15 protein-coding genes are annotated in these 14,982 nt (G+C 63.6%); 12 read left to right on the plus strand and 3 right to left on the minus strand.

From position 1 onward, the window contains the following. Positions 1 to 289 (minus strand): enoyl-CoA hydratase-related protein (locus tag JNK99_RS11765; RefSeq protein ID WP_291853206.1); only part of this gene is annotated, 289 nt, incomplete at its 3' end. A gap of 244 nt (positions 290 to 533) precedes the next feature. After that, positions 534 to 2,000: a metal transporter gene (locus JNK99_RS11770; RefSeq protein WP_291853208.1), complete on the minus strand. Its 1,467-nt coding sequence runs from the start codon at positions 1,998 to 2,000 to the stop codon at positions 534 to 536. A 496-nt stretch (positions 2,001 to 2,496) separates the two neighbouring features. Here JNK99_RS11770 and JNK99_RS11775 point away from each other — a divergent pair, with 496 nt between their 5' ends. From JNK99_RS11775 to JNK99_RS11800, 6 genes are all read left to right on the plus strand, one after another. Then, complete coding sequence (locus JNK99_RS11775) at positions 2,497 to 4,032, plus strand: AMP-binding protein (protein WP_291853211.1); 1,536 nt, start codon at positions 2,497 to 2,499, stop codon at positions 4,030 to 4,032. Further along, positions 4,029 to 4,346 carry a DUF1874 domain-containing protein gene (locus tag JNK99_RS11780; RefSeq protein WP_291853213.1) on the plus strand — a complete coding sequence of 106 codons (318 nt, stop codon included), beginning with the start codon at positions 4,029 to 4,031 and terminating at the stop codon, positions 4,344 to 4,346. The genes JNK99_RS11775 and JNK99_RS11780 overlap by 4 nt, the downstream gene beginning before the upstream one ends. 116 nt (positions 4,347 to 4,462) lie before the next feature. Continuing rightward, entirely contained in the window at positions 4,463 to 4,939 is a 477-nt protein-coding gene (locus JNK99_RS11785) for a hypothetical protein (RefSeq protein WP_291853215.1), read from the plus strand. A gap of 81 nt (positions 4,940 to 5,020) precedes the next feature. Further along, positions 5,021 to 5,338, plus strand: coding sequence for a hypothetical protein (locus JNK99_RS11790; RefSeq protein ID WP_291853218.1), 318 nt, complete (start codon positions 5,021 to 5,023; stop codon positions 5,336 to 5,338). Next, the gene (locus JNK99_RS11795) at positions 5,335 to 6,429 is read left to right on the plus strand and encodes a hypothetical protein (protein ID WP_291853221.1); all 1,095 of its coding nucleotides are present in this window, start codon (positions 5,335 to 5,337) and stop codon (positions 6,427 to 6,429) included. The genes JNK99_RS11790 and JNK99_RS11795 overlap by 4 nt, the downstream gene beginning before the upstream one ends. A 442-nt stretch (positions 6,430 to 6,871) precedes the next feature. Beyond that, positions 6,872 to 7,096 carry a CRISPR-associated endonuclease Cas2 gene (locus JNK99_RS11800; RefSeq protein WP_291853224.1) on the plus strand — a complete coding sequence of 75 codons (225 nt, stop codon included), beginning with the start codon at positions 6,872 to 6,874 and terminating at the stop codon, positions 7,094 to 7,096. A gap of 74 nt (positions 7,097 to 7,170) precedes the next feature. On the opposite strand, the gene JNK99_RS11805 is transcribed toward JNK99_RS11800, so the two are convergent. Continuing rightward, on the minus strand, positions 7,171 to 9,180 hold the full coding sequence (locus JNK99_RS11805; protein WP_291853227.1) for an alpha/beta fold hydrolase: 2,010 nt from the start codon (positions 9,178 to 9,180) through the stop codon (positions 7,171 to 7,173). Between the two features lie 510 nt (positions 9,181 to 9,690). Between JNK99_RS11805 and JNK99_RS11810 the strand changes: the two genes are divergently transcribed. The 6 genes from JNK99_RS11810 to phaC form a co-directional block, all read left to right on the plus strand. Next, the gene (locus JNK99_RS11810) at positions 9,691 to 10,458 is read left to right on the plus strand and encodes a 3-hydroxyacyl-CoA dehydrogenase (RefSeq protein WP_291853229.1); all 768 of its coding nucleotides are present in this window, start codon (positions 9,691 to 9,693) and stop codon (positions 10,456 to 10,458) included. Between the two features lie 58 nt (positions 10,459 to 10,516). Next, positions 10,517 to 11,698: an acetyl-CoA C-acyltransferase gene (locus JNK99_RS11815; RefSeq protein WP_291853231.1), complete on the plus strand. Its 1,182-nt coding sequence runs from the start codon at positions 10,517 to 10,519 to the stop codon at positions 11,696 to 11,698. 57 nt (positions 11,699 to 11,755) lie between these two features. Then, the gene (locus JNK99_RS11820) at positions 11,756 to 12,196 is read left to right on the plus strand and encodes a MaoC family dehydratase N-terminal domain-containing protein (protein WP_291853233.1); all 441 of its coding nucleotides are present in this window, start codon (positions 11,756 to 11,758) and stop codon (positions 12,194 to 12,196) included. A gap of 10 nt (positions 12,197 to 12,206) precedes the next feature. Then, entirely contained in the window at positions 12,207 to 12,626 is a 420-nt protein-coding gene (locus JNK99_RS11825; RefSeq protein ID WP_291853237.1) for a MaoC family dehydratase, read from the plus strand. A 143-nt stretch (positions 12,627 to 12,769) separates the two neighbouring features. After that, positions 12,770 to 13,846 carry a poly(R)-hydroxyalkanoic acid synthase subunit PhaE gene (locus JNK99_RS11830; protein WP_291853240.1) on the plus strand — a complete coding sequence of 359 codons (1,077 nt, stop codon included), beginning with the start codon at positions 12,770 to 12,772 and terminating at the stop codon, positions 13,844 to 13,846. Positions 13,847 to 13,907: 61 nt separating this feature from the next. Then, on the plus strand, positions 13,908 to 14,982 hold a 1,075-nt coding region (gene phaC, locus JNK99_RS11835), incomplete at its 3' end, for a class III poly(R)-hydroxyalkanoic acid synthase subunit PhaC (protein ID WP_291853242.1).

Consider the following 14,982-nt stretch of genomic DNA (forward strand, 5'->3'; position numbering starts at 1 on the left):
GCTTGCGGCAGTTCTTGAGGGTATCCCAGTTGCGCGTGATGAAGTCGCCCTTGTAGGCCTGCATGTAAGAGAGTGACTGCATCACGGTGATGTCGGCGCCGGCGGCGAAAGCCTTGTCGGAACCGGTGATGACGATCGCCCCGATGTTTTCGTCGGCTTCGAAGCCGCCCAGGGCGGCGCCCAGCTCGTCCATCAGGTCATCGTTCAGGGCATTGAGCTGCTTCGGGCGGTTGAGGGTGATCAGGCCGACTTTGCCGCGCACTTCGGCGGTAATGTTGACGTAGGTCATGAGGAAAATCTCCGGATTCAAAAAGGGTGAATGGGTGAACGGGTGAATTCGAATTCCCGCGCCCGGGAACTGCGGCAACAGCCAGCGGCAACGCAGGGAAGCAGCATCTCCCGGGCAGGGCCAGCCCTGCCGCGCGGAAAACGCCACCGGCCTGAACGGCAGCGCTCAGGCCGGCGGTTTGCCTGGCCGGGCGCGCCGCGACGGACGCGACGCACGGGCGGCAGGCGAGGGGATCACCGTCCGCTCACGAAATGTCCATCTGGAACTTGACCGGTCCGCGCGAAGCCTTGCCATTGGCGTCGGTGAAGGCGCCGTTGACCGGCGCCTTCTTGCCATACGGGCTGGTCAGGATGGCCACGTGGCCGCCGAAAAAGGCCACCGACTCGAGGCCGTCCCAGCCTTCCAGGAACTTGTTGCCGGCGGTGGCGCAAGGCGGCGTGACGAGGTCGTCCTTGATCGCGTAGTTCTGATACCACGGCACCTTCAGATCGACCAGGTTCTTGATGTTGAGTGGCTGGTCGAACAGCTTGACGGGCAGCGTGCCATCATCGGCGATCGGGTCCTGGAAGGTGTGCGAACTCATGTTGGCGATCGCCAGCGGCAGGTGGACGCGTTCCTTGAGCAGCCAGCGGAAGAGGGCGGCCGGCGTCTTGCCCGGGTTGAGGTCGGTCGCCCGGTGCAGCGAAGCCTGATCGAGCACCTTGACCAGCGGCGACTCGCGGTCGATGGCGACGAAGCGCATGCCGAGGCTCAACAGATACCCGTTGGCCACCTTGTTGCCACTCGGCAGGGTGGTGGTGATGAAATCGTGGTGCATCGTCGGCATGCCGCTGATCGCGTCGCTGTAAGTGCCGTCCACCGGCGTCACATTGGTGATCAGCGCGTCGCAGACCTCCTGCAGTTTGCCCGACAGGACATTCATCAGGCAGATGTAACCCCCCTGGCAGGTGCCGTTCAGGGTCACCTTCTTGCCGCCGTTGAGTTCCTTCACCTTGGCGCACAGTTCCAGCGTCTGCAGGCAGTCCTGCTCCGGGGTCATCTGCTGGACCTTGTCGTTGGTCATGATGTCCTTGACGACACGCACATAGGTCGGAATGCCTTCGTTGGCGAAGGAGTGGCTGTAGCTCTTGTTCTCGTAGGGCAGGAAGGAGAGGATGTGCACACCGAGCATGTAGGGCGGGACGAGGATGACCGGCTTGAGGTCGTTACGGACTTCCACCCCCTTCTTCAGCGGCAGCACCTGATAGAGCTCGAAAGCATCGGTCTCATGCACCAGCTTGTAGTGCGCGGTGTTGAAATGGAAGCCGAACTCGTCGGCGATCGCCTCGATCTGCTCGTTGAAGTTGGAGACCGCTTCCATGATCTCGGCTTCGCGCCGCATGTAGCCGCCCAGCTTCTCGCCCTCCGACTTGAGGACGGTGTTGAGGAAGGCGCGGGTGGCTTCTTCCATCTGGTCGAAAGCGTAGTCGGTCATTTTATCCTGCATGCCGGCCAGACCCTTGCGCGCCATCCCGACGTTGTGCTCGAGGATCTCGAAGGTCTCCATCATGCTCAGCGGATTGTCGCGCGCCGCGGTCATGGCGATGTGCGCGGCAATGAAGAGGTTGTCGTTGAACTCGCTGATTTCCCGGTTCGAGGCGCGCAGCATGGCCAGCGTGTACCTCCACCAACTCGTCGTGAAATCGGGCATTTCCCTGAGCAGTGCATTCATTTTCCAACCTCCAGCATTTGACGTGAAACATGAGTTAAAACGGGTCGGCCCGCAGCAGGCCACCCACGACTGTCCTGGCACCGTCAGGCGAACGGATGCCGCTCACTCCGGCAGCGGCGATGCCACCTCTGCATGGTCCAGGCAGCCCCGCTGTCGCCGGTGCCCAGCGCGTTCCGCTGGCTCCCGGCCAGTCGTCCGCCATTGCGCACCGCACAATGGCATTCTACTCCTCCGTGCGGCGTTTGTTCATACTGCAGGGGGTTCTTTGGCGGTTTATTTCGGGTCCGCCGAGAAAGCCGTTCATCCCTGCCTCGCACCCCCCTGCGGGGCATCCGCCGGGGTCCGGCAAGGCTCTGCGCCGACGGCCGGCGGCGGCCTCTGCCGCAATCCCGGCAGGCATTGTATAGTAGTGTTTTGTTGCGCTGCGATGAGGCAGCAGGGGGCCGGCCGGCGCGCGCCAGTCCGGTCGGACAGGGAATTCGGGGAGGAGAAGAACATGCTGCAACTGGCAACGGTGATCGGCCATCACGCACAATTTCGACCGGAGCAGGTGGCGGTCGTCTTCGAGCAGGAACGTCTGACCTGGCGCGACTTCGCGGCGCGCGTCAATCGCTGCGCCTGCCTGCTGCAGTCGCTCGGCGTGCGCAAGGGCGACCGGGTGGCGACCGTCCTCGCCAACTGCCGCGAACTGCTCGAGATTTACTGGGCCGTTCCATCGATCGGCGCCGTGCTGGTGCCGCTCAGCCCCCTGCTGATGGCTTCCGGCCTGGCCAGCCTGCTGCGCGATTCGGGCGCCGTCTGCCTGATCTCGCAGCGCTCGCTGGCGCCGCTGCTCGAGCAGGCGTGCGCCGATCTGCCCGGCCTGCGCAGCAAGCACATTCTGATGGTCGACGGCGTGACCGGCGACTACCCCGCCTACGCCGCCCTGCTCAGCAGTTGCCCCGAAGGTCGTCCCAACCCCGTCACCGTGCGCCAGGACGACCTGTTCAACATCATGTATACCAGCGGCACCACCGGGCTGCCGAAAGGCATCATGCACAGCCACTTCGTGCGCGCCATGTATTGCACCCTGTTTGCCACCACCTGGCGGATGCGGCCCGAATCGGTCGTCCTGCACACCGGCGCGATCGTCTTCAACGGCGCCTTCGTCACCCTGATGCCCTGCTTCCATCTCGGCGCGCGCTACGTCCTGCAGCGCCAGTTCGACGCCGTGCAGGCGATCGAGATCATCGCCCGCGAGCAGGTGACGCACACCATGATGGTGCCGGCGCAGATCATCGCCCTGCTCGATGCGCCCAACTTCTCGCCCGAGAAGCTCGCCTCGCTGGAGATGATCCTGTCGCTCGGCGCACCGCTCTACCAGGAGCACAAGGATCAGCTCAACCGGCTGCTGCCGGACCGTTTTTACGAACTCTACGGGCTGACCGAAGGTTTCTGGACCATCCTCGACAAGACCCGGTCGACCCGCAAATCCGGTTCGGTCGGCGCCCCGCCGTGCTTCTTCCAGATGCGCATCGTGCGCGAAGACGGCAGCGACGCGCCGGCCGGGGAAGTCGGCGAGATCGTCGGCCGCGGCCCGTCGCTGATGCTCGGCTACTACGGTCGCCCCGATCTCACCGAGCAGACGATCCGCGACGGCTGGCTATTCACCGGCGATCTCGGTTACGTCGATGGCGAGGGCTACCTCTACCTGGTGGACCGCAAGAAGGACATGATCGACAGCGGCGGGGTCAAGGTTTACCCGCGGGACATCGAGGAAGTCGCGGCGCGCCACCCGGCGGTGCGCGAGGTGGCGGTGTTCGGCGTGGCGCACGAGAAGTGGGGCGAGACGCCGGTCGCCGCGCTGTTGCTGCACGCCAACGCCACGGCGAGCGAAGACGAACTGCTGAACTGGATCAACCAGCGCGTCGGAGCGCGCTACCAGCGCCTGCACGCCGTACGGATCATGGACGACTTCCCGCGCAACGCGGCCGGCAAGACGCTCAAGCGCGAAATGCGCGACGCCTACCGGGCGACCGGTGACGGCGGATGATCTACCTGCTCAATTCCCCGCTGCTCACCGCCTACGGCGATTATCGCCTGAGCGGCCCGCTGACGGTGGACGAAGCCCGGCAGCGGCTGGCCGGCGGCTTCACCTCGGCGATCGGGCACCCGGCCAGCGCGCGGCTGCTCGCCCTGCTGCTCGGCCTTGCCGTGCCGGCCCGGCGCATCGGCATCGTCATGGCGCCGGGCGACGCGGCGCTGGTGCTGCGCATCACCACCCGCCTGGCGGAGGGCAGGCTGCTCGACGACGCCGAGCTGGCGCAGGTGCCGCATGAGCTCGCCTGGCTGGAAAGAAGCGTCTGAGCCGGGCGGGGCGCCGCCGCGGCGAGCGGCGACGGTCCTTGACCGCCGGCGCGACTTCTTTTCTAATCCCTGCCGTGCGAAATGTTTTCGCACGCGCCTTCCTGAGGAGACTTGCGATGCCGCAGAACCGTATCGACGCCACTTTCACCGCCGAGCAACGCGCCAGGGCCGAGGCCGCCCTGGCCAGCCTGGGTGAGGCCCTGCCTTTCCTGATCAGCCTGGGCGACGTCAACCGCGCCAGCATGGTCAAGTTCGGAGAAATGAACCGTTCCTTCGTCGTCAAGGCGCTGGCCATCGCCAGGGCGCACCCCGAGGCGCTGCCGGCCGGCTTCAACATCAAGGAGTTCGCCGCCGATGTGGCGCTGGTCGAGGATCTCTATCCGCTGCGCCATGCGCTGGAACATCTCGCCCGCCGGGTGGACGACACCTACTTCGCGGCGGGCAGCGAGGCTTATGCCGCGGCGCTGCTGGTCTACCAGTACGCCAAGCTGCACAACGTCGCTTCGGGTGATCTCGAGGAGAGTCTCGACGACCTCGGTCGCCGCTTTGCCCGCCGGGTCCGCAAGCCGGCGCCGGCCGCGCCGGCCTCCTGAGGCCGGACGTGCCTGCCGGCCCGGCGCAGCGCCGGCGACACGCGAGCGGCGGGTCAGGCGATGCGACGGGGCGCCGGCGCCATGCAGGAATCCGGGTCGCCGGCGGAACTTTCCCTGGCGCAGAGGGAAAGCTCCGGCGCGGCGATGGAATCTTTCATCGGCGGCCGGCAACGATGCCTCGGCGCGATGCAATTTTTCATCAAAACGATGCATCGTTTCGTCTGCGTCAGGCAGGCTTCCGTCGGCGCGATGGAATTTTCCGTGAAAAGGATCAACCGTTTCGTCTGCGCCCGGCAAGCTTGCACCCGGAGCAGCGCAAGCCGGGTGCAGGGGATGCGCCAGTCCATCCACGGCATGGTCCGGGTCAACAAGCTTTTGGGGATTTGGAGAGGGCTATGATGATTATTCTGGCGAAGCCAATTTTTCGGCATGTGATTAATCTTTGTCGACCGTTTTTTCTATGTAGCATCTGTGTTTTTTCGCTTTCCGTCAAGGCAGAAAACGCAAACGACCATTATGCCAGGAACAATTCGTACCGAACAAATTGTGCTGAATACGACAATGTGAATGTACCCATTTTCTCGAAGATGGTGGGACATTCTGGCCAATCTCCCGGCTTTGAGCTGAAGGCAATTCACCCATCATATATTGGCACGATAAGTACTTTTTCCGGATGTCCGGCGGATTTTTCTGGAAGTGATTGTCAGGACAATCAGAATAACGCAAAACCCATCCCGTTTCCAGGCAATGGCTGGGTAAGGCAAATCGATGGCGGCGGCAATACTTTGGCATATTGCAAGCTGCTCTTTGACGATCATATTAACAGATTCGATATCTGTAGGACATCAGTAACTTGGTGGCGCAATCGGGACATGACCGTACGACTTGGGGGGAAATCGGAAACGGGAAGCTACATAAAACTAATCAAAAAGATCTCGGATGCCAGTTCATGGCCAGAAGTCATGGTTCTATATCAGGATGGAAATTTGCGCTTTAAGCCGCACCCCCCAAAAGCCAATAATCTTCAGGATGTGTGCTATGGAAGTTCGGTTATTCTAGGTCCCGCACTTGAGGATGCGGCTCGACCGTTTATAGATATTGGTGAGGTAACGATTGATCCAGTCCATTTATGCCTGGACATCGTGTATTTGGTCGGCGGAGATGCACACATGTGTTTGACAGTGGACAGAAGCGAGGCCAAAATTAGCGTCAATCCAAATTATGGCATTGCAGCCCCGGTAGTGACTTTTCGTTCAATGTGGGTGGCAGATGGGAATGCTGATGTTGATAAAATTCAGTCCGGCCAGCTTGCCACTCCTGTGCTTGGTGGCTGGAGTGAGTTGTATGGTTCAGATTTTTTGTTTTACCGCAGCACAAAGAGCATTCATAACCCTGAAGCCCCGGACATCGCGATCAGGCTATTTCCTCCAGCCGATATCGTTGTCCAGATTTTGAATGGCGATGACGCCCGAAAACGTAAGCCGCAATAGGGTTCCACGCATGATCTTGACGGTTTTACATTAAAAATTTTATATGAGGATCTCGGACATGTTTTCATGCAAACAGATCAGGGTATCACTCTTGGCGTCTATGTTGTTGTCGTTGTCCTCGGCTACGGCCGTTGCAGCACCGCAGTGGTGTTCCGGAAAAGTTGGTTATCTATGGATATATTCTGATGGGGGGGTGTATGTTCGCCCAAGCTGGCGAGGCGATCATGTTCAAGTATGTAACATTAATCAAAATCATGGGCAGATTACTCCACAGGTTTGCGCCGGCTGGCTAACGTTTTTGCGTAATGCCGTCACCAACCAGGAGTCGGTCATGATTTTCTACTCGGATGCGCCAGCCTGTCAGGCTATGCCAACTTATGGAAACGCACCTATTCCTGGCTACATAATGCTTGTTGATTGATCCCTTCCTGTTCATCCATTGTTGATTGAGCCGTGCCGGAGCTTTGCCTGGCGGGCTCAGGAAAGCGTTTTCGAGGGCTGGCTCGACGCGCGTCAGCGGCAGTCGCTGCTGGCGCGTCTGGCGGTGCTGATCGATGCCGGAGCGGATCGCGTCGCGCTTTATGTGCTGGCGCCGGTGGAGCGCGACGAGCTGGTGTCGCTGGGGCGCGGCTTGCCGCCGGAGGATTTTCGCCACGCCCTGCTGTGAGCCCCTGCTGTGAGCCCCTGCTGTGAGCCCCTGCTGTGAGCCGCCGGCGGCGGTGGCCGCCGGACCGGGGCCTGCTACTGCTGATAAATATAAGTGCCCGGCGCGTCGCAGAGCGGTACGTAGCCCTTGTCGGGCGCGCCCATCGGCGGGGCGGCCTGGCTGCCGGTCGAGTGCTGCTGCAGCCACTGCTGCCAGGCCGGCCACCACGAGCCCTGACAGACCGGGGTGCGCTCCTTCCAGGTTTCGGCATCGAGAAAGCGCTCGCCCTCGCGGCAGACGCTGAGCTGGTAGGAGCGGCGCGGCCGGCCCGGTTCATTGACGATGCCGACGTTGTGGCCGCCGCTGGTCAGGACGAAGGTGAGTTCGGTGGCGTCGCTCTGCAGGTGCAGCTTGTATACCGAATGCCAGGGCGCGACGTGGTCGGCGCCGGCGGCGACGGCGAAGATCGGCACGTGGATGTTGCTGATCGAGATGGCGCGGCCATTGACCAGGTACTTGCCCTGGAACAGTTCGTTGTCGACGTACAGCCGGCGCAGCACCTCGGAGTGCTGGCGGTAGGGCATGCGTGTGCCGTCGGCGTTCCAGGCCATCAGGTCGAACATCGGTTCGCGATGCCCAAGGTAGTACTCGCGCACCATCTTGGACCAGATGAGGTCGGCCGACTTGAGGAGCTGGAAGCCGCCGGAAACCTGCTGGTGGCCGAGGTAACCCTTCTCCCACATCATGTCCTCGAGCAGGGTGACCTCGCTGGCGTCCATGAAAACGTTGATCTCGCCGACGTCGGTGAAGTCGGTCATGGTGGTGAACAGGGTGACGCTGGCCAGCCGGTCGTCGCCATCGCGCGCCATGGCGGCGGCGGCGATGGTCAGCAGGATGCCGCCCAGGCAGTAGCCGACGGTGTGGATGCGGCGTCCGGGCAGGATCTCCGAGATGGCGTCGATGGCGGCCATGGTGCCCAGCTTGCGGTAGTCCTCCATGCCCAGGTTGCGGTGCTCGGCGCCCGGATTGAGCCAGGAGATCATGAACACGGTATGGCCGCGGTCGACCAGGTACCTGACCAGCGAGTTGTGCGGCGAGAGGTCGAGGATGTAGTACTTCATCATCCAGGCGGACTGCATCAGCACCGGTTCGCGCTGCACCGTGTCGGTGGTCGGCGCGTACTGGATGAGTTCCATCAGCAGGTTGCGATAGACCACCTTGCCGGGGGTGATGGCGAGATTCTCGCCGACCCGGAAGGCTTCGACGCCGGCCGGCTTGTCGTCGCGCAAGGAGCGCCGGACGTCCTCGCGATAGAACTCGGCGCCGCGCGCCAGGTTGGCGCCGCGTTCGTTGGTCGTCGTTTCGACGATCTCCGGGTTGAGGAAGGGGATGTTGCACGGCGCGCTCATGTCGAGGATCTGCTTGGCGGTGAACCAGACGGCGGCCTCGCCGTGCTTGGAGACGCCGCGGATGCCGGTGGTGGCGTTGTGCCACCACTGCTGGTTGAGCAGGAAACCCTGGGAGATGACGTTGTAGGGATAACGCTCCCAGCCCGGATGGTCGAAGCGGTGGTCGCCGGGCAGCGGCCTGATGCAGGGCTGCGCGTTGCCGGTGATCGCCGAGGAGAGGGCGTAGGCGCTCAGGCGCATCGCCTTGCGCACCGCCTTGGCGGCGAGCTGGAACTGCTTGCCGGGCGACGCCGCGAGGTGCACGGTCCAGTCGAGATAGGCCATCGCCAGCGAGGCCGGCGAGACGCCGCCGCTGAACTGGCCGAGGGCGATGTTGGTCATGCGGTCGATGTCCTCGAGGGCGTCGGAATCGAGCAGATGGCGGTCGCCGAGGCGGCGCGCGAAGTCGCCGGGCAGGCGCGGCGCGCTGGCGCCGGCCGGGTCGGCCGATGCTGCCGCGGCGGCAGGGGGCGCTTCGGCAGCCGGCGGCGTGGCGACCAGCGCCGGCGCGCTGGCCGGTGCGGCGGCGCTGTCGGCCACTTTCTTGCGGCGCGGCGTCGTCGTGCGGCTGCGGCGCTTGACTGCGCCGCTGGCGGCCGCGCTGCCCGCCGCCTCCGGGTTGGGGGTCTCGGGAAGTTCTTTGAGCGTTTCGACCATGGGGGTTCTCCGTTGTACGCTGCATCAATCGTCAGCCGCGGGCGCCGGGGCGCCCGCCTGACCGGACATCGTAGCGCATTCGCTCGAGCCCGCCCTGATCCAGGTCAACCGCCACCGTCAAGGGCGCCTCTTTCCCCTGCCGGAGGCAGGGCAAGCGGCGCCGCCGGGGCGGCCGGCCGTTGCGCGGCGCACGGCTGCTGCACTGCGTCTGGTGCTTGACTCGGCAGTGCTCCACATTCGACAATGCCGGGATGGCGGGCGGCAGAGGGCAACGGAGGGTGGCGGATTTGCCCGGCGCTTGGCCCGCTGCCGGGGGGTCGGGGCCGGATTGCCCGGTCATCCTGTTGCGGGGCAGCATGCCGGGGAACGGCCCGCCGACCCCTCGGAGCCTCCCCGCGGCAGCCCGCGGCACCTAGTTTTCTGTGACGATGCGGATCTTGTCGGTCGCCGTCGGCGCAGGCCAGGAGCGCGGCATCGAGTGATGTCGCGATATTTTTTTGGGGGTTATCCATGCAAATCAATGGCAGTGTGTTTGTAATAACGGGAGCAGGCTCCGGGCTCGGAGCGGAGACGGCGAGCGGCCTGGTCAACGCGGGCGGCAAAGTGGTCATCGTCGATGTCGATGCCGCGACCGGCGAGGCGCAGGCGGCGCAACTCGGCGCCAGTGCGCGCTTTGCCAAAACCGACGTGACCGACGAGGCGAGCGCGCGCGCCGCCATCGACCTGGCGGTGAGCGAATTCGGCGCCCTGCACGGACTGGTCAACTGCGCCGGTGTGGCACCGCCCAAGAAGGTGCTCGGCCGCGACGGCCCGCATGATCTGGCGACCTTCGCACGCGTCGTCAGCATCAACCTGGTCGGCACCTTCAACATGATCCGTCTGGCCGCCGAGGCGATGAGCCGCAACGCGCCCAATGAGGACGGCGAGCGCGGCGTGATCGTCAATACCGCTTCCGTCGCCGGTTACGATGGACAGATCGGCCAGGCCGCCTATGCTTCTTCCAAGGCCGGCGTCATCGGCCTGACCCTGCCGGTGGCGCGCGAACTGGCGGCGCACGGCATCCGCGTCGTGACCATCGCGCCGGGCATCTTCGAAACGCCGATGCTCAAGGGGCTGCCGCAGGCGGCGCAGGACTCGCTGGGCAAGATGGTGCCCTTCCCGTCGCGTCTCGGCAAACCCGCCGAATACGCCGCGCTGGTCCGCCACATCTGCGAGAACGGCTATCTGAACGGCGAGGTGATCCGCCTCGACGGCTCGATCCGGATGGCGCCGAAGTGATCCGGTTCCGGCAGAAAACATCAATCGGGCAATCGTTGTCGCATTTAAGGAGTGTCTTATGAGTGAGTCAGTTGTCATTGTCGGCGCCAAGCGCACGCCGGTCGGTTCCTTCCAGGGTCAGTTCGCCTCGCTGACCGCACCGCAACTCGGCGCCGTGGCGATCAGGGCGGCGGTCGAACAGGCGGGCGTCAAGGGCGAGGAGATCGACGAAGCGCTGATGGGCTGCTGCCTGATGGCCGGCGTGCGTCAGGCCCCGGCGCGCCAGGCGGTGCTCGGCGCCGGACTGCCGAAATCGGTGCCGTGCACCACCCTGACCAAGATGTGCAGTTCGGCGCAGAAGTCGGTGATGATCGCGCACGACGAGCTGCTGGCGGGAACCGTCAACGTCGCCGTGGCCGGCGGCATGGAGTCGATGACCAATGCGCCGCACGTGCTGACCACGGCGCGCAGCGGCTACCGGCTGGGCAATGGCGTGCTGCACGACCACATGTTCCTCGACGGTCTCGAGGATGCCTACGAGCAGGGCAAGCTGATGGGCGCCTTCGCCGAACTGTGCGTGGACAAGTACAGCTTCTCGCGCGAAGCGATGGACGCTTTCGCCGTCGAGTCGGTGACGCGCGCGCAGAATGCCGTCACCTCGGGCGTCTTCAAGGACGAGATCGCGCCGGTCACCGTCACCTCGCGCAAGGGCGAAGAGGTGATCGCGCTCGACGAGACGCCGATGAAATGCGACGCCTCGAAGATCAGCAAACTGAAGCCCGCCTTCAAGAAGGATGGCGCCGTGACGCCGGCCAACTCGTCGTCGATCTCCGACGGCGCGGCGGCTTTCGTGCTGATGCGCGAAGCGGATGCCAGGGCCGCCGGCATCACGCCGCTCGCCCGCATCGTCGGCCACGCGACCTTCGCGCATGACCCGGCGTGGTTCACCACGGCGCCGGTGTTCGCCTTCCGGAAACTGCTCGACAAGGCTGGCTGGGCAGCCGCCGATGTGGACCTCTGGGAAATCAACGAGGCCTTCGCGGCGGTGACCATGGCGTCGATGCACGACCTCGAGCTGCCGCACGACAAGGTGAACGTGAACGGCGGCGCCTGCGCACTCGGCCATCCGATCGGGGCGACCGGTTCGCGCATCCTGGTCACGCTGCTCTATGCGCTCAAGGCGCGCGGCCTCAAGCGCGGCATCGCCGGTCTCTGTGCCGGTGGCGGCGAAGCCACCGCGATTGCCATCGAGCTTCTCTGATCAAATCGCCAACCAGCATTCCACCCCGGTCTCCGGGGTGGACGAGGAGTGAATCGGATGTTGATTGACAAGAAACACATAGGCATGAAAGTGCCGCCACATTCGGTCCGGTTGACGGCGTGGCAACTGAAATGGTTTGCCAAGGCGACCGGCGAAACCAACCCCCTCTATTTCGACGAGGAAGCCGCCCGGCAGGCCGGCCTGCCGGGCGTGCTGGCGCCGCCGACCTTCTTTTTCTGCATGGACATGGACAAGGAGCACCCTTTCGATTACCTCGAAACCATGGGTTGCGACCTGATGAAGATGCTCCATGGCGAGCAGTCCTTCACCTACCACCAGCCGGTGTACTCGGGCGACACGCTCGACTTCGACGGCGAGATCACCGACATCTACGACAAGCGCAACGGCGCGCTGCAGTTCGTGGTCAAGGATGTCAAGGTGCGGCGGCAGGGCGAACTGGTGTGCGATGTGCACTCCGTGATGGTCATTCGGGCATAGGGGAAGGTCGATGACAAAACCGAATTTTGATGCGCTCAACGTGGGCGACATGCTCCCGTCGTTCACCACCGAGCCGGTGTCGCGTCTGACCCTTGCCCTGTACGCTACGGGTTCCGGCGACCACCACCCGCTGCACCTCGACCAGGATTTCGTGCGGGCGAACGGGATGCCCGACGTCTTCGCGCACGGCATGCTGGGCATGGCCTATCTCGGTCGCCTGCTCACCCAGTGGGTACCGCAGTCGGCCATCCGCAGCTTCGGCGTACGGTTCACCGCCATCACGCAGATCGGCGAGCGCCTGGTGTGCACCGGCAGGATCGTCGAGAAGCTGGAGCAGGGGGGGGAACAGTGTGTTCGTCTCGAACTGACCTGTGCCAATGAGCAGGGCGAGGCGAAACACAAGGGAGATGCAGTGGTGGCACTGGCCTGATGCCTTGCACGCCAGTTAAGCTGCATGATCGCGGCCGTCGACAGACGGCCGCAGTTTGGTTGTAGAGTGCACTCAGTCTACCGCTGGGCATCCGCCTACCGTGGCGGTGGGCGTGTCCGACACACTGAAAGGAGATCACAGGAGTGGAAAACAAGAATCCGAACGAGCAACTGGGCGGCGTCGTCAACGCTTGGGCCGACATGCAGAAGCGCATGTGGGGCGACTGGTCCGCGCTGTTGCAGAATCTCCCGGGCGGCGGCGAAAATCCCGTCGACGCGGTGAAGAAAGGCGTTGAAACCGCCACCCGGGGTACCAACGAGGCCGCGCGCATGCTGATGGATCGCATGAACAGCAGCCAGGCGGCGATGAACCGCGTCATGGACTTCTTTTTCAAGTCGATGAAGATCGTGGCGCCCAACATGGAAGCCAACAAGGACTGGCGTCCCGACCTCAAGGGTTTTGCCGAGCAATGGGCCAAGGAATCGACGGCCATGCTCGAGCGCAGCTTCGGCCTCGGTTCGCACCTCGGCAACCTGAGCGGCACCCTGAGCAAGGACCTGCCGGAGGCGATGGGCCCCTGGCTCTCGTTCCTGATGCAGGCCGCTTCGTCGGGTCATGTCGGTGAGGCCATGCTCGGCGGGACCGCCGGTCTGAATCGCCTGCTGTCGATGGAAGGGGATACCAGTGCGCTGGCCGGCGTCGGCGAGATTCCGCTGTTTGGCGCTTCGCGCGAGAAGAACGCCAAGCTGCTGCGTCTGGTGGACGCCGTGGTCGATCTGCGCAAGAACAGCCTGACCTTCCATACCGCTTTCGCCCAGGCACTGGCCCAGGCGGTCGAGGCAACCGTCGAGGAACTCGGCAAGGTGGCCGCGAAGGGCGAGAAGATCACCGCAGTGCGTCAACTGATGGGTCTCTGGTATCGCACGGCCGACAAGTCGCTGCTCGTGACCTTCAACAAACAGGAATTCCTCGACAAGCAGAACGCGTTCACCAAGGCGCAGCAGCAGTTCAAGCTGGCGCAGCGCGCGGTGGTCGAGGACATCTTCCGTGGCCTGGACATGCCGACGCGCAGCGAACTCGACGAAGCCTACCAGGTGATCCACGAACTCAAGAAAGAGGTGCGGACTCTCAGAAGGGAACTGCTCCCGGCGGCTCATGCAGCACCGGCCAAGGCCAGTGCTCCGGCGCGCAAGGCGACGGCGCGCGCCAAGAGCGAATGAGCAGGCCCGGACGACGTTGCTCGGGCCGATAAGCTAACAGACCTTTAGGAGGGTGCTACCCATGTTTTCTTTCCCAATCCAGATTCTTCCCGCTGATCTCGCGGCGGAGACCGCCGCCCTGAACGAGAAGCTCACCAAGGGCATCAACAACCTCACCAACCTGACCGACGACGACATCGACATCGGCAGCACGCCGAAGGACATCGTTTTCGAACAGGACGGGATCAGGGTCTATCATTACCACGCCCTGGTCGACCAGGCGAAGATCATGAAAACGCCCTTGTTGATCGTGCCGCCGCTGATCAACGGCTACGAGGTGGCCGATCTGCAGCCGGACCGCTCGCTGGTCCGCAACCTGCTGAACGAAGGCATCGACGTCTACCTCAACGACTGGGGATACCCGCGCCAGGTCGACAAGTACCGCAACATGGACGACTACCTCAACGGCTACCTGGACGATACGGTGGAATTCATCCGCCGGCAGCACGGGGTCGACAAGATCGCCTTGCTGGGGATCTGCCAGGGTGGCGCCATGTCGACCACCTACTCGGCGCTCAATCCGGACAAGATCAGCCACCTCGTGCTGACCGTGTCGCCGATCGACTTCGACGCCTACCGGGCCAACCACAAGCCGCACGAAGGCCTGATGTTCACCATGGGCGCCGATGCCGATGTCGAGAAGATGGTGGCCGTGCATGGCAACGTACCGGCCACGGTGCTCAACGAGTCGTTCATGATGGCGTCACCGTTCATCCTCAACTACGGCAAGTACGCCGACGTGATCGACATTCTCGACGACCGCGCGGCGCTGCAGAACTTCCTGCGCATGGAGAAGTGGCTGTTCGGTGGTCCCGACGCGGTCGGCCAGATGTTCAAGGAATTCATCCGTGACTTCCTCAAGGGGAACAAGCTGGTCAAGGGGACGCTGGAGGTGGGCGGCCGCAAGGTCGATCTGCAGCAACTGACGATCCCGATCCTCAACATCTATGCCGAAAAGGATCACATCGTTCCGCCGCCCTGCACCGTTGCCCTCGGCAAGCATGTCGGCAGCAAGGACTACACCGAGTTTGCCATCGCCACCGGACACATCGGCATCTACACCGGCGGTCTGGCACAAAAGGTCCTGGCGCCGACCG

This window comes from Accumulibacter sp., from assembly GCF_016789985.1.
Taxonomy (GTDB): Bacteria; Pseudomonadota; Gammaproteobacteria; order Burkholderiales; family Rhodocyclaceae; genus Accumulibacter.